Below are 19,033 nucleotides of genomic sequence, written 5' to 3'. Positions count from 1 at the left end.
AGATACTCATTGTTTGAAGCAATAACTGAAGCTTTGATGTTGGAGTTTGCCAATCGTGTCTATTTTTGCGGCCATGCTGAAAAACGACCTTATCCTAAGAGCAGCCAGAGGGGAAAAGACAGAACGCACTCCTGTTTGGTTAATGAGACAAGCTGGAAGAATATTGCCTGAATACAGAGCAATAAGAAATCGCTTATCTGGATTCAAAGAATTGGTAGAAACCCCAGAGCTCGCTGCTGAAGTCACAATTCAACCGGTGGACATTCTAGGAGTCGATGCTGCAATTATTTTTTCTGACATTCTTGTAATTCCTGAGGCAATGGGATTGACCTATGAAATGGTAGAGAAAAAAGGGCCGCACTTCCCAAAAACCGTGGAAAAAATATCTGACATTGATAGCTTGAAAGTAGCGGATCCCAGTGATCTAAGTTACGTTTATGAGGCTATTAAAATCACGAAGAAGGAACTCAATGAAAGAGTACCTCTTATTGGATTTGCAGGTGCTCCTTGGACTATTTTTTCTTACATGATCGAAGGAGGTGGGAGTAAGACTTTTTCGAAAGCAAGGAAATTACTCTACTCAAATCCTGAAATGGCAGATAAGCTGCTAAACATGATCACCGATTCTACAATCGGCTATCTCAAAAATCAAATCAAAGCTGGTGCTGATATCATTCAGATTTTTGATTCTTGGGCTGGAGTACTTCCTCCTGAACATTATTCACAATTCTCTCTTAAATACATTTCCAAAATATGTCAAGCAATTACTGAAGTACCTATTACAGTCTTTGCAAAAGGGGCATGGTGGGCACTACCTGAAATGGTAAACTTAGACTGCAGAACAATAGGTCTGGATTGGAATATGGACGTTGCTACAGCTAAGAACGTCCTGAAGGATAAAACTCTTCAAGGGAATCTGGATCCATGTGCACTTTATGGTAGCAATGAGCTTATAAAAATAGAAACCAAAAAAATGCTTAAGGGTTTTCAAGGTCATCCTCACATTGCAAACCTCGGTCATGGAGTGTATCCAGACACTGATCCTAATAAGGTGAAATACTTTATTGAATCCGTGAAAGAGCTATCAACAAGCTAGTGCTTGATATAGTGTGCGATCTTGCGTCTTAATTCATTCGGGTCAAATGGCTTGGTTATATAGTCATTCATCCCCGCTGCAATTACATCCTGCCGCACTTTTAACAATGCAGATGCGGTTAATGCTATAATAGGGGTTTGTTGATCAAAGGTTCTTATTTTCCTAGTGGCTTTGTAGCCATCCATGATTGGCATTTGTAAGTCCATTAAAACAAGGTCAAATTTCTTGTTTTGCATCATTTCAACACCTTCTTGACCATTGAACGCTACAACCACATGAAGTTCCCATTTTTTTAAGAACTTTTCTGCAACCATGATATTCATTTGATTATCCTCAACCAGCAAAATGGTCTTTCCTGAAATGATATTACTATCCTGTTCTTCTTGAATGGCTTCATCCACTTCTTCGCTAAGAATCTTCCTGAAGCTAAGGTCAAACCAAAATATTGTACCTGAACCTGGTTCACTTTTCACATGAATCTCTGAACCCACCAGGTTTAAAATCTTCTTGATAATGGCTAACCCAAGTCCAGTTCCTCCATATTCCCTAGTTGTCGAAGAGCCTGCTTGAGTAAATCTTTCAAATATTAGTTTTTGCTTGTTGTATGGAATACCGATTCCAGAGTCTAGAACTTCGGTCCTAATTTTCTGAACTTCATCATCAGATTCAAGCAATATACAGTTCAGTTTTACATATCCTTTCGAAGTAAACTTGAGGGCATTATTGATCAGATTATTGAGTACTTGGTATATTCTTGTCTGATCCGCTAGTACCAAAGGGTGAATTTTCTCATCGATTTCAAGTGTTAAACTCACTCCCTTTTCTTTGGCTAAAGCTGAATGGGCTTTGATTATTTTAGCTGAAAGGTTATTGAGATTCACATTTGTGAATTCAAATTCAATTGCTCCTGATTCGAGTTTATTGTAATCTAAAATATCATTTATCAGCGCTGTTAAGTGTTCTGCTGAGAACTGAAGAGACTCTAAGCTTTCTTTTTGATCCGATCTCGGGCTTTCATTGATAAGAAAGTGTGAAATTCCAACTACTGCATTTAGTGGGGTACGAATCTCATGAGAGATTGTACTTAAGAAATCTGTCTTCGCCTTCGAAGCTGTTTCAGCAGCATCTTTCGCCTTCCTTAATGAATGTGCGAAACGATACGATAGAATTAGTGATTGGAAAAAGAAGAACAGGATAAATCCTATAAACGTTAAAAATGTATTTTCCTGAACCGGAGTTAGATATACAGAGATAAGATAAACCGCCACCATGAATACAATTCCTGTGCTGGCAAATGCATATTGAGCTCCGGTACGATTTCTTTTATACGCAATCCAATAGACGTATATCAAGTAGAAAATTCCAACAATTATTAAGAAGAAGAAGGGCTCTACTAGCTTGGTGAAAAATGCTGTGGGTGCAAAAAAAGAAAGTACTGAAAAAACACCTGCTACAAGCGAAAATCCAAGTAACACTAGCTTTTTACTATCCTCTGGATAAAGTAGGTAACTATATATGGTAAAGATGCCGCAGGGTATAAAGAGAGCTAAATATTCAGCTCGAATAATCAAATCCCATGGCATATCAGGATACAAAGCATGAATGGCATATTCTCCGCTCCCTATCATTCGATAGCTGAAGGTCAAACAAAATAATGCAAAGAATAGCACAGACTTTTCGTGCTGACCAAACATGAATAGTCCAAGGAAAAATAATCCTCCCATGATCAGGCTACCACTCAGTAAAAAATCATAACTAAAATTAAAGTCGCGCTGAGCGGTTAAAACCTTCCTGTCACCAATTAAGATTGGCTCTCTGCATCCTCCCTTTGTGTGTCTGAAATTAGAAACCTGAAGAACAAATTCCAGACTATTTTGATATCGTGCAATAGAAATAACTTGAGGCATCCAGTCTGGCACTGATTCCTCCTTCGATTTTCCCACTTTCCCATTCTTTGAGATTTCAAACCCATCGTAGTACAATAAATAAGAATTGTACGTTTCGCCCATTGAAATAGCAAGTTGGGGCGTTTTTGGTGGTAGAATAATTTTTATACGGTAGGTTGCATAACCCACCGCTTGCAATTCTTGACCATTTCTAGTCGTCCCTCCATTCCAAAGTTTTGGGAATTGATAGTAATCCTTCTCATAAAATTGAATTGAGTCTGGACTTATCAATTCTTCCCAAAAGAACTCCCATTCGCCATTCAAGGTCACTGCATTGTCTTTCAGCTCAATTCCAGAAAGATCAATAACCCCATCAACCACCTCTTGCGCATTTGCGCTAAGAGTGATAGAAAACAAAAACAGAATAATTAATGTGAATCTATTCATGGCTGATATCAGCCAAATTAAAGATATTTTTTGAGTATAGAATTCTCCTTTGCTTGCTTAAGCAATATTTCTTTATTAATTGGAACTGCTCCGGGCAATTCACAAACGATTCCTCCTCCAAGATTTGCAAGCTCTGCTATGAATTCTAATGGAAGACCTAGCGTTAAACATAGCCCTGCAATACTAATAACTGTATCTCCAGCACCAAGAACTTCTGAAATCTGACGAGGATGTGCCGAAAGTTTACCCGATGATTTTTCTGAATCGTAAAAAATTCCTTTTTTGGATAGCGTGATTAGATAATTCTCAGCTTTTACACTATTCTTCAATTGCTTTACAGCATTCTCAAACTGCGACTCTTCTAATGCATCAAATTCAATGTCTAGCCCATCCTTCAAGTCTGCAATATTCACCTTGAATATTGATACACCCTGATACTTAGTAAAATTTCTTGTTTTGGGATCAACTGCTACAGGTATATTTTTTTCTTGTGCAAGTGCTATCGTCTCTTGAATTACCTCAGGATTGATAGTCCCTTTATCGTAATCCTCAAAAATCACTAAATCACACTCTTCCAAAAGATTTTTTATATGATGCAAAAGTGATTTTTGATCCAGATCAACCAAAGGATGTACATCTTCAGTATCCACCCTGACAAGGTGCTGAAGGTCAGACATAATTCTCAGCTTCGTAGTAGTAACTCTATTTTGACTCCTAATGATGCCTTTATTTGGCATATTTTCATACTCTAACAATTGCTCAAATGCTGCTCCATCTGAATCATCACCAACAACTGAGCATAAAATTGGTGTTGCTCCTAAGGCACGAATATTCATAGCTACGTTGGCAGCTCCACCCAAACGTTTTTCTTGCCTACCCAATTTCAAAACAGGAACAGGTGCCTCCGGAGAGATTCGACTTACTTGCCCATGCATGTAATAATCTATCATTACGTCTCCGACAACTAAAACAGTCTTGTTTTTGAATCCGTCAAATACTTCTTCCAGTGATTTCATTTAGGATAATTTAGCCAAAGATTCTTTTACCTTGGAAAGTGCAGTGGTCAAATCTTCTTCGGAGGCAGCATACGAAATTCTTAAGCACTCAGGATCACCAAAGGCTTCTCCAGTTACTAAAGAAACGTGAGCGTCTTCAAGCAAATACATACATAAATCATTAACTGTATCAATCTTAGTATCATTGATTGATTTACCTAAGTAATGTTTAACATTCGGGAAAAAATAGAATGCTCCTTGTGGCATATTTACTTCAAAACCAGGTATTTCATTCAATAAATCGTAGACTAAGGATCTACGATTTTCATATGCTTGAGCCATCTTTATAGTTGGTTCCATTGGGCCATTTAAAGCTGTGAGTGCAGCTCTTTGGGCAATTGAACAATTGCCTGACGTGTATTGCCCTTGCATTTTATTTGCTGCCTTAGCTATCCAAAGCGGAGCACCAATGTATCCGACTCTCCATCCCGTCATTGCAAATCCTTTAGAGAATCCATTTACTGTAACTGTACGCTCCTGCAAATCTCCTATTGTGCCAATACTTTCATGTTTTTCCCCAAAATTTATCAATTCATAAATCTCATCGGAAATTATCGTAATATCCTTTCTGTCTTTTAAAACATCAGCAATTGCCGTTAACTCAGATTTAGTGAATACCGATCCGGTTGGGTTGCACGGAGAAGAAAAGATCACTGCTTTGGTTTTTTCCGTAATTGCCTCTTTTATCTGATCAGCAGTAGCCTTAAAATCATTTTCTATGGTACCCCTCACAAAAACTGGTTGTCCTTCTGCCAATAAGATCATGGCAGAGTAACTCACCCAATAGGGTGTTAAAACCACCACTTCATCGCCTGGATTTAGGATAGCCATGAAAACATTGGCAATCGACTGCTTTGCCCCATTCGATACAACTATCTGATCTGCACTATATTCAAGATTATTGTCTCTTTTAAATTTTTCTGAAATAGCTTTTCTTAAATCTAAATACCCGTTTACGGGTGGGTAAGCAAAAAAATCTTCAGATTTTATCGCATCTATCGCACCATCTTGGATATGTTTAGGTGTCTTGAAATCAGGTTCTCCAAGGCTGAGGCTGATTACCTCAACCCCTTTTTCTTTCATTTCTCTAGCTTTTGCTGCCATAGCCAAAGTGGCTGATTCAGGAATACTATTAATGCGATTGGAGAGTTGGTTCATGGTTTATTTTTTTAATACCGTAAAAATAGAAAGAAGAGTCAACTAAAATCAGTTAACTCTTCTTTCAAAATGTCTTGAGTATATGAATTTTAGCCTCCCTCGTCTATGCCTTTGTCTAGATTAAATAATAGAGAAATTCGAAGTGTATCAGCTAATGGATTATTTTGTCCATCCGTTGGGATCAAGTAGGAGAAATCAAATCCAAATACCTGATATCTGAAACCAGCTCCAAGTGTAAGGTATTTTCTGTTTCCTTTGTTTTGATGTTCTGAAAAATATCCAGCTCGTGCAGCAAAGATATCTCTGTACCAATATTCTAATCCGGCAGAATATGTTAGTTCTTGAATTTCTTCTTTGAATCCATTGGGAGCATCACCAAAAGATCCAAACGTACCAGACAGTAAAGATCTGTTCGGATCTTTTCCTTTTACAATCACATCTTCCCCATCTTCATTTGTTTCTATGATTGGTGGAGTAGGAACAAGTAACTTATTCACATCGAATGCAAAAGTGAAAGAATTGTAAGGATCTAAATTTGTTTTGAATGCGGTTCCTATTCGGAGATTAGCAGGAATAAAGTTCTCTGCTCCCTCAGTGCTATAGGTTAATTTCTGGCCAATATTTGAAATATGTGCCCCAAAAGAAATTTCAGAATCTTTCCCTGATAATATCAGAGGTTTGGTGTAGTACCAACCAAAGTCCACAGCCACACTAGTCCCTGCTTTAGCATCGGGTGCTTGGGTAATATTTCCTGCAATGTTTGACCAGATAAAACGTAACGTAACGCCTAACCCCATATTTTCGGAGAGTTTTCTTGAATAGGTCCCATCAAAAGCTAATTCATTTGGATTCTCTATTCCAAGTGAATTAGCATTATCATCAAATAAAGCAATTTCACCTAGGTCGAAATATCTAAAGCTCACTCCTATAGTTTGAACTCTATCAATCTTCTTATAGAAGGACAAGTAACTCAATGACATGTCGTCCACAATGTTTCCTAACCACGGAGAGTAAGAAAAACCTACTCCCAAATCTTTGTCAAGAAAAGCAAGCTTAGCGTTGTTCCAATGGATACTATTAACGTCTGGAGAGGTAGCAACTCCCACATCTCCCATAGCAGATGCACGACTATCAGGTGCGAAACTTAAGAATGGAACAGCTGTTGTTATTGGATTACGATCCAAGTCTGCTCCTCCTAATCCTCCAGGCTGAACCTGACCAAAGGAACTGATTGCTGATACTAAAAGAAGAGCTACGAATATCTTCTTCACAAGATGATTCATTAGAATGATTTTATAAAAGGAGGCCAAACTTAACATTATCAGGTGAATACCAATTAAAATTTTGAATAAAACTGTTACTTTTCAATAACTAAGGCGTGTTAATTTACAATAACGAGCTTCTGACTAATTTCTTTCATTGCTCCGTCTAATTTACTTCTTACTATCATTTTCGTGTAATAAATGCCCTGATTTAGTGCTTGCCCAGAATTTGTCCTTGCCTCCCAAGGTATTTCTATTTTACGTTGTGTGTTTTCAAATAATAGTTCCTGCTTGTTGACAACTTCACCTCTGGAGCCAAAAACGTAAAGTGAAACTTGAATATCCTCGTCTTCTCTATCGTGCTCAAATGAAAAAACAGTAGACCCATTTACTGGATTTGGATAAGTTATAGGATTGTAAACCAATAAAAGTGGATCAGATGAAACAGTAAAGCTAACTGTAGCTTCAGTCGCATTATTGTGAGTGTCCCAAACTTTCAACGTCCCTGTATAATTTCCAGAACTTAGATTCTGTAATGGGAAAACAACTGCACCTTCCCTATAATTATCCGTAGTTGCTGTATAAAAATCATTCAAGTTGAAGGTTTCTTCCCCGATGGTCAATGTAATACCCTGAACGACTCCTGATCTGGTAGTAGTAATACCGCTTTCATCTCTCAATTTTGCAATAAGTAACGGTGAATCACCAACAACGTCCCCATTGACAAATGAAGAATCATTCATATACAAGGTTACCTCAGGTGAGTTCGTATCTGCAATTGCAACATTATTTGTTCCTCCGATCAAAAAATCTCTGGAAGATCCTCCGGCATCTATATTTAATTCCTCATCCCAAGCATACAAACTCATTTTCCCTTTTTTGTATTGATAAGAGATATTCTTAGGCACGACGAAAGAAAAGGAAAATTCACCAGATTCAACTGTGGCCTCACCTCTGAAGATTGCATTGCTTCTTAGCGTATACGTATAAGGATTGCTTTCTTGACCTATCGTTTTGAATGCCTGTTCTACGTCATAAATACCGACAATCAAGGTTCCATTAAAATTAGCTTCTATGAACCCTCCAGATTGGATTTGTCCTGTAAAGGTTATTTCTTCAAGTGCATTTAATGTATCCAACTCGCTGCTTCCTATCTCATTGATTGAAACGTTTAGCTTAGGATACGCAGGCATCATCATTGGATCCCCAAGTAAAGTGAAATTTCTATTTACTGGGCCTTCTAATCCTTCATTCTTCGTAAAACGAATTACATCACCAAGCCTTAGATTGTTTCCTGCGTCCTCTCGGAAAATATTTTCATGAAAGGCCTGATTCAGGCTAAAATTTGTACTTGCAAATACTGGGCGACTAGTCGTAAGAAGTGCTATCGCCCCACCTTGTTCCAATAGGAGTAATTCTTCAGCACCAGATGCCAAAATGGGATCATCATACCTACCAAACTCACACGTAGCAGTAACAAAAATTGGAAGTTTATTTCTGTTTGTCAATCGCTCAATATCAGATCTGGTCAGAATTTCTTCTTCCATCCACAGTCGCTCATTCCCATGGCCAATAAAGTTTACTACAAATGTGCCATTTTTGATTCGTGTCTTTAAGGCCGAATTTGCTTGAGGTGATTTTTCCGATGATCCTGATGGCTCCTGAAAAAAAGCATCCAGCAATACCTTATTAATGTTGTATTGGGCATATGTCGTATCTAAAAGCTCAGATAGGTCTTCTACATGTCGGGCATGAATATTCCCATCTCCATCGTCCGCGACATACGTAATCTCTCCCCTCCACTTACCTAGCGTGTTAGGACTTGTGCTGTAATAGATTATTTTATCTACCATTCCTTCGGCCTCCTCTATAGACTTTGCTGGAAGTCTTCCAACACCTATCTCCATGGTATGATCCCCTGCAATGGTTTCTAGCCACTCTCCTTCATCATCTTCTAAAAAGCCAAAATAATCATCCGATGAGTGACTGAAAATTGGATGAAAGCTCTCGCGAGACTCGTAGGTAGGAACAAAGTTGGTGTTGTTTATAATTCGATCTTTGTAATCATAAGAACAATCACCAAAAAGGAGTAAATATTTCAACCGACCACCTGTTTGATAAATGTATCTCGCATAGTCTCTAATAGCAGATACATCTTGCCTTCCAGAAGAAAACTCATTGTAAACTTCATTAGTCGTAACAACTCCAATACTGAGTCCTTCGTGATCCGAATGAAATTGTGCTAGTCTTTGTGCCTCTGATTCAAAAAGAGGATGCGTGACTATGATTCCATCAAGATTCGATGAGCCTTTAATATTTTGATTTGCCACTGCTCCAAAGACAAAAGGCGTTGGAAAATTATTCCCACTAAAGACAACAAATTCTTCGATAGTTGATGACTGGCTCTGAAATATCGCTGTATTCTCTGCAACTGAGAATTGTTGAGATTCCACATTTGTAGGATCTGTCACATTCCATATGGTAGCTGAATTCGCATTAGAAATCTCATACCTTAACATCTCTCCAGGATTGGATACCCATCTAAAATCAGTCTCATCATTATACAATGCAAGACTTCTCTCAAAAGTCAGGGTGTAATAGTCGATAAATCCCCTTTCTCCTGAAGCATTTCCACTAAAATCAATTTCAAGATTCAAGTCAGGGTTATTGGGCAAAGTAAATAGGCCAATTTCTTGCCGGGCCTTGATGCTGTATGTTGTCCCAGGTCCATCCGGTACAGCAGCGATCGGCACAGAGCCTATTGGTGAATTCTCTACTGAAAAATCAAAAGTTGCATTCTCGGAAGACTGACTAATGGCGTTTAGTTTAAAAGTGATTTCAGAATTTAGTCCATCGATCATGTGATTAAATGACATAGTTTCTCCACTTAAAATTATATCCCCATACCAGCCTCTTCCCGAGGAGATCAAATTGACCTTATCCTCTTCATAAGTAATGAAGTCATTAAACGAATTAACGGTAGCTGTAGCAGCTCCGCCTAAACTTACTTTGGATTCGATTCTTTTTCCATCCTCTCCGTCAATTCGGATAAAATAAAAAGAGGTATCAGAATAGAAATTTTTCTCGTATTCAAACCCTGTTTCTCTCCAAACTTTTTTATCGGGACCCTTTCCGTAAAAAAGAATGTAATCGTTTTGATCAAATGAACCATCTGCACCCCCTAAAACAAAAATTGCATTCTCTATAAGGTCAACAGGCCTTTCCCCCTCATTTGACTGGGGCAAAATCCCGTTAACTCCGTTTCCAAAAATCCTAATCTGTCTTGGGTCAACAGATGATGGTATCCCAAGAATTTCGAGTGTGTTTATATCAAGTTTATAGATTCCAGTTTCAGTAATACCAATTTTATACCAATTGCCCTCTGATAAGACGGACGTCTGAGCTATCGTAAGCTGTAAGCTTAAAAGGAATAGAAAGTAAAAAGTCTGCTTCATTGAGATAAATAACGTACTATCTAAATTAAAAATTCTCTGCTTTGTTATTTATCACAAATGAAATAACTGAGACCACTATATAAAAAGGAATTAAGAAGGGAATAAATGCCCACTGAAAGACAACCAGAAGTAGTACAATTCCTCCAATCAGAATCCATCTAGGCTCATTTCCTTTCCATTTTTTCGAAGAGAACTTTAGCGCAATAAGCCTAATCGGAGAGACTAATAAAATCGCTGAAAAAATACAGAGACTCATCAATGTATATTCATACAATTCAAATGGAACAAAAACTAAGGAAGTAATCATTATTGCATTCGCTGGTGTCGGAAGACCTTTAAAATTATTTGTTTGGGAATCGTCCACATTAAACATAGCTAAGCGTAATGCCGAGAAGATGGCTATCACAATGGCTATCCAATAAAAAGGCGTTAAGTCTTTCATCCATTGAAGCATGAAAAAAGATGGCAACAATCCAAATGAAACCAAATCAGACAATGAATCCAATTGCTTTCCAATTTCAGATTGTACTTTGAGTAATCGTGCAGCAAAACCATCCAGAAAATCGAATAATCCTGCCAAAACGACAAAGTAAAATGCTTCCGGTTTTTGGCTTGAAAGTGTGAAATAAATTCCTACACATCCAATTGCCAAATTCATGCATGTAAGGAAGTTGGGAAGATGCTTCATCATCCTTTTACAAAGGGGTTAAATTGTTTTTCGTGACCTATAGTAGTAGAAGGTCCATGTCCAGGTAAAACTTCGACATCCTCAGGAAGTGTGTACACCTTTTCTTGAATATTTTTAAGCAAATCATCATGATTGCCCCCTGGTAAATCTGTTCGTCCAATACTTTCTCTAAAAAGAACATCTCCCCCAATCATTACTTTTTGATCTTCTATGTAGAAGACCAAATGACCTGGCGAATGCCCAGGGACTTCTATCATTCTCATTTGAACTTCGTCCAATGATAAAACTTCTCCTTCATTGAGGTATTCATCTATCTCAGCGTGTCTATATCCTGCCATGCCCCATTGTGGAGCGTATGCTGGAACAGAATCAAAAACTTCTTTTTCATTCTTAGGGATTTTCAAGGGCACTTTGTAAGCAACTTTTAGCAAATCATTTCCCAACACATGATCTATATGGCAATGTGTATTAATTATAGATTGAACTTTTAAATCATTCATATGAATGTATTCTTTCAACTCCTCTACCTCATAATCTTCGTAGCATCCCGGATCAAAGATTAGGCAATTCCCTCTTTCGGAGGACAGTATGTAAGTATTCTCATAGAACGGATTGAACACAAAAGATTTTATCTTCATCTGATTAGCTTTATGCCTTTGAGGGGACAAAAGTAAAGTGGGAAAAATTAAGATAGATTATATCATCGTTGGACAAGGGCTCGCCGGTTCATGGTTGGCATTTGAATTTCTAAAAAGAGATTTATCAGTCATGGTTTTTGATAGAAACATTGAAGAAACATCTTCTAAAAAAGCAGCTGGTATTTATAACCCAATCACAGGGCGGAACATGGTAAAAACCTGGAAGGCTGATGCACTATTTTCTAATCTAGAGTTTGATTATTCTCATCTAGAAAAAAAAATCAGAGCAAAATTTCTTCACCCTATCCCGATCTATCGTCCTTTTAAAGCAGTAGAAGATCAAAATGATTGGAATGGAAAAGCATCCGATGAAGGCTATTTAGAATACTTAAAGGAGTTTAAGGAACAAAGTATTGGGTATGATGATATTATTGACCCTCTTGGTGGAATAATTTTGAACAAATCCGGTTATGTAAATATCCCCGTAATGCTAAGTGCGATGAAGACTTTCCTTCTCAATAAGGGAGCATACCTTAGTGAGGTGTTTGATTATGATAAGATGAAGTTAAATTCGAATACAGCACTGTACGATTCGTTCGAAGCTAAAAAAATTATTTTTTGTGAAGGATCATTACCTGAAAATCAATTTTGGGATTTGCCTTTTAGGCCTGTGAGGGGAGAAATTATTGATATCGAATGTGATTTTAAAAGTGATTTTATTATCAATCAAGGGGTTTTTATGATCCCCAAGAAAGATCGAATAACTATAGGAGCTACTTACGATCATAAGAATCTTACTTTTGAACCTCAGGAATCGGGGATAAAATCTCTTGAAGAACGGTTAAAGAAAATTTTTAAAGGAGATTTTAGGATCATTGACAAACAAGCAGGTGTCAGACCAGCTACACACGATCGAAAACCGTATATTGGTTTGCATAAAAAGTATAAAACATTGGGTATTTTTAATGGTTTTGGCACGAAAGGTGTTTCTTTAGCACCATATTTTGCAAAACACTTCGTCGATGTTTTGACACACAGGGATGAGATAGATCAAGAAGTACATGTTCAAAGAGTTAATTAAATATACTATTCCATTCTTTTTTCTTGTGAATGTTGCCTTTGCGCAGCATTACACTACTCCTTTTGGGCAAAATAGAATCCAATACAAAAACTTTGATTGGTACTATTACAGCACCAGTAATTTTGATATCTATTATTACCCAGGCGGTCAGGAGTATGCTCTTGAAGCTATTGATTTTCTAGAAGATGAGTTTGTCGAGCTGACCGACAAGCTTGGATACGCACCCTACAGCAAAACCAAAATTTTTATCTATAACTCAATTCATGACCTCCAACAAAGCAATGTAGGTATAGATGGTGCTGTCTATACTATTGGAGGTAGAACTGATTTCGTCAAATTGCAGCTCGAAGTTGCTTACCCTGGTCAGGCGCATAGATTCAAGGAAGATTTAATGTACCAGCTCTCTGCTACATTGATTCAAGACATGATGTTTGGTGGCAGTCTTGCTGAAGCATTTCAAAATAGCTTCCTATTAACACTACCATCATGGTTCATTGATGGTGCGGCAAGATATATCGCTTATGGTTGGTCTAGAGAGATGGATGATTATCTCCGTGACTATATGAGTCAAAAGAAAATTAAAAAACTAAAGAGAATAGAGGGTGAATCTGCCTCAGTTGTCGGGCAGAGTATCTGGAATTATATCGCAGTAAAATATGGAGAAAGCAATATTTCAAATATTCTTAACCTCACACGAATAATTAGAAAAGAAGAGAATAGTATCGCAAATACACTTGGCGTTTCATTTAAAACCTTTCTAGATGACTGGAAAAATTATTACCTTCTGCAGAGACTTGAAGTAGAAGAAAACTATGTTCCATCTGGTGAAGAGAGGTTGCTCAGGGACATTCAAAATTCGAAGGATCTCATTGAAAGTAGTATTAGTTTCAATAAAGACGCTGATAAGGTGGCCTACGCTCTACTAAAAAATGGCAAGTATCAGGTTTTCGTAACTGATTTAGAATCAGGTAGAACCAATAAAATAACAAGTGGAGGGTATCGAATTAATGGCCAGGATGTAGATGATCATTTGCCGCTACTAGACTGGCAAGATGAATACACATTGGGCGTAATTCTCTTTAAAAGAGGATTCCTCTATTTAAATACTTTTAATCTTGAGAATGGACAGAAGGGTCAAAAGCCTTTAAATCGATTTCGTCAAATCGAAAGTTTTTCATTTAATGATAACGGAAGACTTGCTGTGATTTCTGGAGATATTGATGGTCAAAATGATGTGTTTTTAATTGCCATGAATAGAAATGCGCTTCGAAGAATAACACGCGATGTATACGATGATCTTGATCCAATATTTGTTCCTGGAACAGCTGCTATCGTATTTAGCTCTAATCGCGTAAGTGACTCTGTGAGTGTTTCTGATGTCCCTTTGGAAACCTTAGATGAAAATTTTAATTTATTTGTTTATGATCTTGATACAACATCAACTCAGTTTTTTCGCCTGACAAACTCATATGGAGAGGATAGAAAACCTTATGCGAAGAACTTGAATGAAATCTATTATCTAAGTGACCAACAAGGTATCTCAAACCTTTATAGATACAATCTCTTCGATTCCTTAACCACTCAAATTACAAATTTTGATAAAAGCATTATTAGCTATGACCTTCATTTTGATCCTGATCGGCTTACGTACATAATGCTAAATGATGGAGAGGATAAAGTCTATCTTGATTCACTCACTGATCTGAGTTCTAACAAGTTTACTTCAGAGACTCCACGTAAGAGGAGGGAAAATGCAATGCTGGTGGTTTCCAGAGTATTGAGAAATGCTCAATTAGAAGAAGAAAAACCTGTCATTGAAGAAAAAGACGAAATAGATACGGAAGATTTCGTTTTTGAAGAAGAAGATCTAGAAGCTGACAGTACAGAATCAGATAACCCCAACTGGATAGATACTGACAATTATCAATTTGAAGATGAATCCGAAACGGCTTTTCAGCCTGAATCTTTCTTCAGTAAATACAGAAGCTTTGAACAGGACAATGAGCGACTAGGACCTATTCCTTATAGTCCTAGATTTAGTTTTAATAATGTAATCACATCATTTTTATGGGATCCGTATAGAAATTTCATGATGTTCATGGAAACTGAGATCAATGATGTTCTTGAGAATTATAAAATTAAAGGCGGGGCATTGATTAAAACAGATTTTCGCCAAGGAGATATTTTTGCAGAATTTCAGTATCTGAAATATTGGATGGATTTCAAATTCCGAGTTGATAGAAAAACATATATCCTCGAAAATCAAGACAATGTTTTTAGACACAAGTATAAGCTCAATCGGTTTAAGCTTACTGCTGCTTTGCCAGTCACTCATACTTTCAGAGTGGAAGCTTCTCCTTTTTTCACTGAAACATCGTTTACAAATTTGAACTTCCTAAGTGTTATAGGAAGAGCCAATGAATTTGCAGAAAATAGTAGAGAAAGATATGTAGGAGGTAGTATTTCTTTTGTTTTTGACAATACCATTGAAAAATCTTTTAATCTCTATCACGGTACGCGTGCTTTGCTCGAGTATACTACCCACATTCACTCCACTAATCCGAATCTTAATTTCAGCAATATCAGATTTGATTTTAGGCACTACCAAAAAATTCACAAAGAAATTACACTAGCCAATAGGGTGCTTTATGGCAAACAAATGGGTCCTGCCAGAAAAGACTATATGTTGGGTGGAATGGACAATTGGCTATTTGCATCGTCAGAAATACAAGGTGATGAAGATCCGCTTGCTATCACCAACGATCAGGACAACAGTGATATTCTATTCAATGAGTTTGTCACTAACCTAAGAGGACTAGATTATAATGAAGCCTTTGGATCTGATGTATTGGTCTTCAACAGTGAACTAAGGGTACCTGTTTTTCAATACTTAACCAACGGACCTATCCGTTCCAATTTCTTGAGGAACTTCCAATTGATTAGTTTCTTGGATGTAGGTTCAGTCTGGACAGGGCCACCTCCATTTAAAGATGGGCGTCCGATAACCAGGAAGTTTGAGGAAGGTGAATTCACAGCAGAAATTGTCAAATTTCAAAATCCATGGCTGGGTGGATTCGGTTTTGGACTTAGAACTGTCCTATTTGGATATTACATCAAATTTGATGCGGCCAGGCCGTATATCGATGGAGAGGTAGGTAACTACAGATTTTATTTCACTCTCGGGCTAGACTTCTAGACCAATTCTTACATTTGCAGAATATGCAAGAATCCATGACTGGATATGGACGTGATGAGCGGACATGTCAAAATTTGTTGATTAAGACAGAGATCAAAACTCTAAATAGTAAATTTTTAGACTTTTCTCCTCGTTACCCCAAAGAGCTTTCATCTAAAGAAGCTGAAATTAGAACTGTCGTAACTGATCGCCTAAAAAGAGGTAAGGTCATGCTTACAATAGAGATTGAAGTAGCAGATGATAGTTCCCTCGATGTTCAAGTAGATGAGGCAAGATTCAAAGCATATTACAAAAAATTCAGTGAGCTTACTAGAGAGGTGGGTAGTGACAGCCCTGAATTGGTGAAACTTGCATTGCAAGCCCCAGACGTAATAAAACAACAAGAGCTTGATTCGGAATCTTTGCCTTGGAAAGATATTAAGGAAAGTCTTTCAGAGGCAATTCTGCAGTGTATCGCGTTTAGGAAAAATGAAGGGGAAGCGCTAGCCAAGAAGCTTTCAGAATACATTAAAAATATTCGTGATGGTTTGAAAACTGTAGAGGATAATGACGATAGCAGGTCTGAAAACATCCGCACACGAATTCAAAAAAATCTAGATGAAATTAGAGATCGAGTGCAGGTAGATGAAAATCGATTTGAGCAAGAATTGATTTTTTACACAGAAAGATTGGATATCTCTGAAGAAAAAGTGCGTTTAAAACAGCATCTAGACTACTTTGACGAAGTAATACAAAAAGAAGAAAATGCTGGAAAGAAACTCGGATTCATTTCTCAGGAAATAGGACGAGAAATCAACACCATTGGATCAAAAGCTAATCATGCCGAAATTCAACGAACTGTGGTAATGATGAAGGATGAACTAGAAAAGATCAAAGAGCAAAACCTTAACATCCTATAAATAAAGCAAAAAAGCCCGCCAAAGCGGGCTTTAACTTTCCATTGTCAATTTTATCTAATTGAAAATTTTACTTTGGTTTGATCCCAAGCTAAGATCACATCTCCACTGTTTTCGACATCTACTGAAAACAACTCAACAACTTCTTCTGTGGTTGAAGGTGTAACCGACACTCGTAATACATCTTCATCTTCCTTATACTCATAAGCACCCCATCCATCCCATTTTTTGTTGAAGATAATAATCCATTCATCTTCACCCGGAATAGTGAATAAACCATACTTACCGGCTGCTAAGGCCTTACCTTCTACTTTCACATCTTTGGATAGCTCTATCCAAGTTGTCTCATTCGCTCCAGTTCTCCAAACTTTACCATAGTCTTCTAATCCACCGAAAATCTCACGTCCTCTTTTGGAAGGGCGACTATAGTCAATTGTGATATTTAGCCCATCTACTTCTTGTGAAACCTGAGCTGGAGGACTTTTCCTCTTACTCTTATCTTTTTGTGCTAGAGCAGAGAATGTAAATAATAGACTCAGTATCAGGAATGAAGCAATTTTTAAGTTTTTCATCTTGTTTTTTTTATAATATTCTTAGTCTGATATCAATGATGGTTAATTCAATGATTGTATATGGACGAAAGAGCTGTCTTTTTGTTTTCATTCTAACCACTTTTTTCAGTGCTTTTTTACAACTTATTTAGCTGCTTACATCGAATAAATCCGCTAATCCATGGAATGGAACATAAAGTGAAGTTTGGAATTGCTTAACTTTTCATAAAAACCAACCTATACCATGAGAAAATTAGGCCTCATCATCACAGTACTTCTTTTTTATTCCTGTGGCTCAGAAGTAAAGAAGGAAAATAGACATCTAGTCGAAGCAATTGACTATAAAGTGAAAAGCATTGATCACAACCATAGGATCAGTATTGTGGAAGATGACTTTGTGCTGTCCGATTCTGTTTATAAAGTACGTGGGTACTTTAATGAAGGACGTTTAATGAAACTTGTTGGTGTCATAAAAACACCACATTTTGAACGAGATGATTACTTCTACTTTGAAAATGAAAAACCCATATTCTCTGGTCATATGATCAATTTCATGGATAATAGGCTCGCAGAAGAATTTAAGTATTATTATCATGGTGATACAATAGTAGAAAGCTTATTTTGGGAAGATCATTACAAGCCTGGCAAGCGATTCCCGCATGAAACATTCAAAGAATTTGAACCCGATATGGACAGCTTGATGTCAGAAGAACGAAATAGGATGAGTTTTTTTCTATCCAAGCTTGAAAAAGAAGGTTTTGAGTTGAAACACATCAATGAAAATTTAGAAGCTAATAGTAATAGATGACAATTGAAGAAGCTCAAAAGATTATAGATGATTGGATCAAAACCAAAGGGGTCCGCTACTTCAATGAATTGACCAACATGGCTATGCTCACTGAAGAGGTTGGAGAATTAGCAAGAATTATAGCTCGAACTTATGGAGAACAATCCTTTAAAGACTCTGATAAAAATCGAGATCTGGGAGATGAAATGGCCGATGTGCTATGGGTCTTAATCTGCCTTGCAAATCAAACGGGCATAGACCTTACAGAAGCATTGAAAAAGAATCTGGAAAAGAAAAATATTCGAGATGGTACCAGACATCTTGAAAATGAAAAATTGAAATGAACTTCAGTCAAACGTATCTCCGCGATCCAAATGATTTACCTCAAAAATGGGTCGATGCTTGGAACGATAGAGATGCGTGCTCTCTTGCAAACCTGTTCATAGAAGATGCCGAATTTATCAATGTTGTAGGCTTATGGTGGCACAAAAGGAACGATATCTGGAAAGCTCATGATTATGGGCTTAAAGTAATTTTCAATAAATCAAATCTTGAGTTGAGGAAAGTCACCACAAAAGAAATCTCAATTGATGTATCTATCGTTCATGCTCGGATGAAGCTTACTGGACAGACTAGCTATGGTGGAGTTGTATCACCAGCCGATCGGATGAATATTTTCAGTTTTGTTATGAGAAAAGAAGCAAAAGGATGGGTTTGCGTGTCTGCTCATAATACAGATGTTATTCCCGGCAAGGAAACAAATATTGTCAATGAGAAAGGTGAAATGAGTTCAGTAGATTATAGAAAGTAATCAAGACCTGAACAAAGTAATCAAGT

The 19,033-nt window shown here is 37.3% G+C and carries 15 protein-coding genes; 7 read left to right on the top strand and 8 right to left on the bottom strand.

Going from position 1 to position 19,033, the window contains the following annotated elements; translation table 11 throughout:
* Positions 1-55: 55 nt before the first annotated feature.
* Positions 56-1,096, top strand: a complete 1,041-nt coding sequence (hemE, locus tag ABJQ32_18255) for a uroporphyrinogen decarboxylase (GenBank protein ID MEP5291605.1) — start codon at positions 56-58, stop codon at positions 1,094-1,096.
* On the opposite strand, the gene ABJQ32_18250 is transcribed toward hemE, so the two are convergent.
* The 7 genes from ABJQ32_18250 to ABJQ32_18220 form a co-directional block, all read right to left on the bottom strand.
* A complete protein-coding gene (locus ABJQ32_18250; GenBank protein MEP5291604.1) occupies positions 1,093-3,429 on the bottom strand; it encodes a response regulator in 2,337 nt (778 codons plus the stop codon). The genes hemE and ABJQ32_18250 overlap by 4 nt on opposite strands.
* A 17-nt stretch (positions 3,430-3,446) precedes the next feature.
* The gene (locus tag ABJQ32_18245) at positions 3,447-4,445 is read right to left on the bottom strand and encodes a bifunctional ADP-heptose synthase (GenBank protein ID MEP5291603.1); all 999 of its coding nucleotides are present in this window, start codon (positions 4,443-4,445) and stop codon (positions 3,447-3,449) included.
* The gene (locus ABJQ32_18240; protein MEP5291602.1) at positions 4,446-5,642 is read right to left on the bottom strand and encodes a pyridoxal phosphate-dependent aminotransferase; all 1,197 of its coding nucleotides are present in this window, start codon (positions 5,640-5,642) and stop codon (positions 4,446-4,448) included.
* A gap of 89 nt (positions 5,643-5,731) precedes the next feature.
* Positions 5,732-6,925, bottom strand: coding sequence for a type IX secretion system outer membrane channel protein PorV (gene porV, locus ABJQ32_18235; GenBank protein ID MEP5291601.1), 1,194 nt, complete (start codon positions 6,923-6,925; stop codon positions 5,732-5,734).
* 98 nt (positions 6,926-7,023) lie between these two features.
* The gene (gene porU / locus ABJQ32_18230; protein ID MEP5291600.1) at positions 7,024-10,359 is read right to left on the bottom strand and encodes a type IX secretion system sortase PorU; all 3,336 of its coding nucleotides are present in this window, start codon (positions 10,357-10,359) and stop codon (positions 7,024-7,026) included.
* Positions 10,360-10,384: 25 nt separating this feature from the next.
* Positions 10,385-11,050, bottom strand: coding sequence for a CDP-diacylglycerol--serine O-phosphatidyltransferase (gene pssA / locus ABJQ32_18225; GenBank protein MEP5291599.1), 666 nt, complete (start codon positions 11,048-11,050; stop codon positions 10,385-10,387).
* A complete protein-coding gene (locus tag ABJQ32_18220) occupies positions 11,047-11,685 on the bottom strand; it encodes an MBL fold metallo-hydrolase (GenBank protein ID MEP5291598.1) in 639 nt (212 codons plus the stop codon). Before ABJQ32_18220 ends, pssA begins: the two co-directional genes overlap by 4 nt.
* A 37-nt stretch (positions 11,686-11,722) precedes the next feature.
* Between ABJQ32_18220 and ABJQ32_18215 the strand changes: the two genes are divergently transcribed.
* The 3 genes from ABJQ32_18215 to ABJQ32_18205 are packed head-to-tail and all read left to right on the top strand — an operon-like array spanning position 11,723 to position 16,861.
* Positions 11,723-12,766, top strand: coding sequence for an FAD-dependent oxidoreductase (locus ABJQ32_18215; protein MEP5291597.1), 1,044 nt, complete (start codon positions 11,723-11,725; stop codon positions 12,764-12,766).
* Positions 12,747-15,962, top strand: coding sequence for a hypothetical protein (locus ABJQ32_18210; GenBank protein MEP5291596.1), 3,216 nt, complete (start codon positions 12,747-12,749; stop codon positions 15,960-15,962). Before ABJQ32_18215 ends, ABJQ32_18210 begins: the two co-directional genes overlap by 20 nt.
* A 23-nt stretch (positions 15,963-15,985) precedes the next feature.
* On the top strand, positions 15,986-16,861 hold the full coding sequence (locus ABJQ32_18205) for a YicC/YloC family endoribonuclease (protein ID MEP5291595.1): 876 nt from the start codon (positions 15,986-15,988) through the stop codon (positions 16,859-16,861).
* A gap of 50 nt (positions 16,862-16,911) precedes the next feature.
* On the opposite strand, the gene ABJQ32_18200 is transcribed toward ABJQ32_18205, so the two are convergent.
* Complete coding sequence (locus tag ABJQ32_18200) at positions 16,912-17,430, bottom strand: DUF2911 domain-containing protein (GenBank protein MEP5291594.1); 519 nt, start codon at positions 17,428-17,430, stop codon at positions 16,912-16,914.
* A 223-nt stretch (positions 17,431-17,653) separates the two neighbouring features.
* Here ABJQ32_18200 and ABJQ32_18195 point away from each other — a divergent pair, with 223 nt between their 5' ends.
* Genes ABJQ32_18195 through ABJQ32_18185 form a run of 3 tightly spaced genes read left to right on the top strand, consistent with a single transcriptional unit; the run spans position 17,654 to position 19,007 of the window.
* Positions 17,654-18,217 (top strand): hypothetical protein, encoded by a 564-nt coding sequence (locus ABJQ32_18195; GenBank protein MEP5291593.1) that lies wholly within the window; start codon positions 17,654-17,656, stop codon positions 18,215-18,217.
* A complete protein-coding gene (locus tag ABJQ32_18190; GenBank protein ID MEP5291592.1) occupies positions 18,214-18,540 on the top strand; it encodes a nucleotide pyrophosphohydrolase in 327 nt (108 codons plus the stop codon). Before ABJQ32_18195 ends, ABJQ32_18190 begins: the two co-directional genes overlap by 4 nt.
* Positions 18,537-19,007, top strand: coding sequence for an SgcJ/EcaC family oxidoreductase (locus ABJQ32_18185; protein MEP5291591.1), 471 nt, complete (start codon positions 18,537-18,539; stop codon positions 19,005-19,007). The genes ABJQ32_18190 and ABJQ32_18185 overlap by 4 nt, the downstream gene beginning before the upstream one ends.
* The last annotated feature ends 26 nt before the right edge of the window (positions 19,008-19,033 follow it).

Origin of the sequence: Marinobacter alexandrii, from assembly GCA_039984955.1 — a bacterium.
Taxonomy (GTDB): domain Bacteria; phylum Bacteroidota; class Bacteroidia; order Cytophagales; family Cyclobacteriaceae; genus Ekhidna.
Note: the sequence above shows the minus strand (reverse complement) of the source record. Positions and strands in the feature narration are given on the sequence as shown.

What these genes read in the sequence shown, in the direction of transcription:
- ABJQ32_18250 (MEP5291604.1), bottom strand. Translation starts at nt 3,429, where the DNA reads ATGAATAGATTCACATTAATTATTCTGTTTTTGTTTTCTATCACTCTT.
- ABJQ32_18245 (MEP5291603.1), bottom strand. Translation starts at nt 4,445, where the DNA reads ATGAAATCACTGGAAGAAGTATTTGACGGATTCAAAAACAAGACTGTT.
- ABJQ32_18240 (MEP5291602.1), bottom strand. Translation starts at nt 5,642, where the DNA reads ATGAACCAACTCTCCAATCGCATTAATAGTATTCCTGAATCAGCCACT.
- porV (MEP5291601.1), bottom strand. Translation starts at nt 6,925, where the DNA reads ATGAATCATCTTGTGAAGAAGATATTCGTAGCTCTTCTTTTAGTATCA.
- porU (MEP5291600.1), bottom strand. Translation starts at nt 10,359, where the DNA reads ATGAAGCAGACTTTTTACTTTCTATTCCTTTTAAGCTTACAGCTTACG.
- pssA (MEP5291599.1), bottom strand. Translation starts at nt 11,050, where the DNA reads ATGATGAAGCATCTTCCCAACTTCCTTACATGCATGAATTTGGCAATT.
- ABJQ32_18220 (MEP5291598.1), bottom strand. Translation starts at nt 11,685, where the DNA reads ATGAAGATAAAATCTTTTGTGTTCAATCCGTTCTATGAGAATACTTAC.
- ABJQ32_18210 (MEP5291596.1), top strand. Translation starts at nt 12,747, where the DNA reads ATGTTCAAAGAGTTAATTAAATATACTATTCCATTCTTTTTTCTTGTG.
- ABJQ32_18205 (MEP5291595.1), top strand. Translation starts at nt 15,986, where the DNA reads ATGCAAGAATCCATGACTGGATATGGACGTGATGAGCGGACATGTCAA.
- ABJQ32_18200 (MEP5291594.1), bottom strand. Translation starts at nt 17,430, where the DNA reads ATGAAAAACTTAAAAATTGCTTCATTCCTGATACTGAGTCTATTATTT.
- ABJQ32_18195 (MEP5291593.1), top strand. Translation starts at nt 17,654, where the DNA reads ATGAGAAAATTAGGCCTCATCATCACAGTACTTCTTTTTTATTCCTGT.
- ABJQ32_18190 (MEP5291592.1), top strand. Translation starts at nt 18,214, where the DNA reads ATGACAATTGAAGAAGCTCAAAAGATTATAGATGATTGGATCAAAACC.
- ABJQ32_18185 (MEP5291591.1), top strand. Translation starts at nt 18,537, where the DNA reads ATGAACTTCAGTCAAACGTATCTCCGCGATCCAAATGATTTACCTCAA.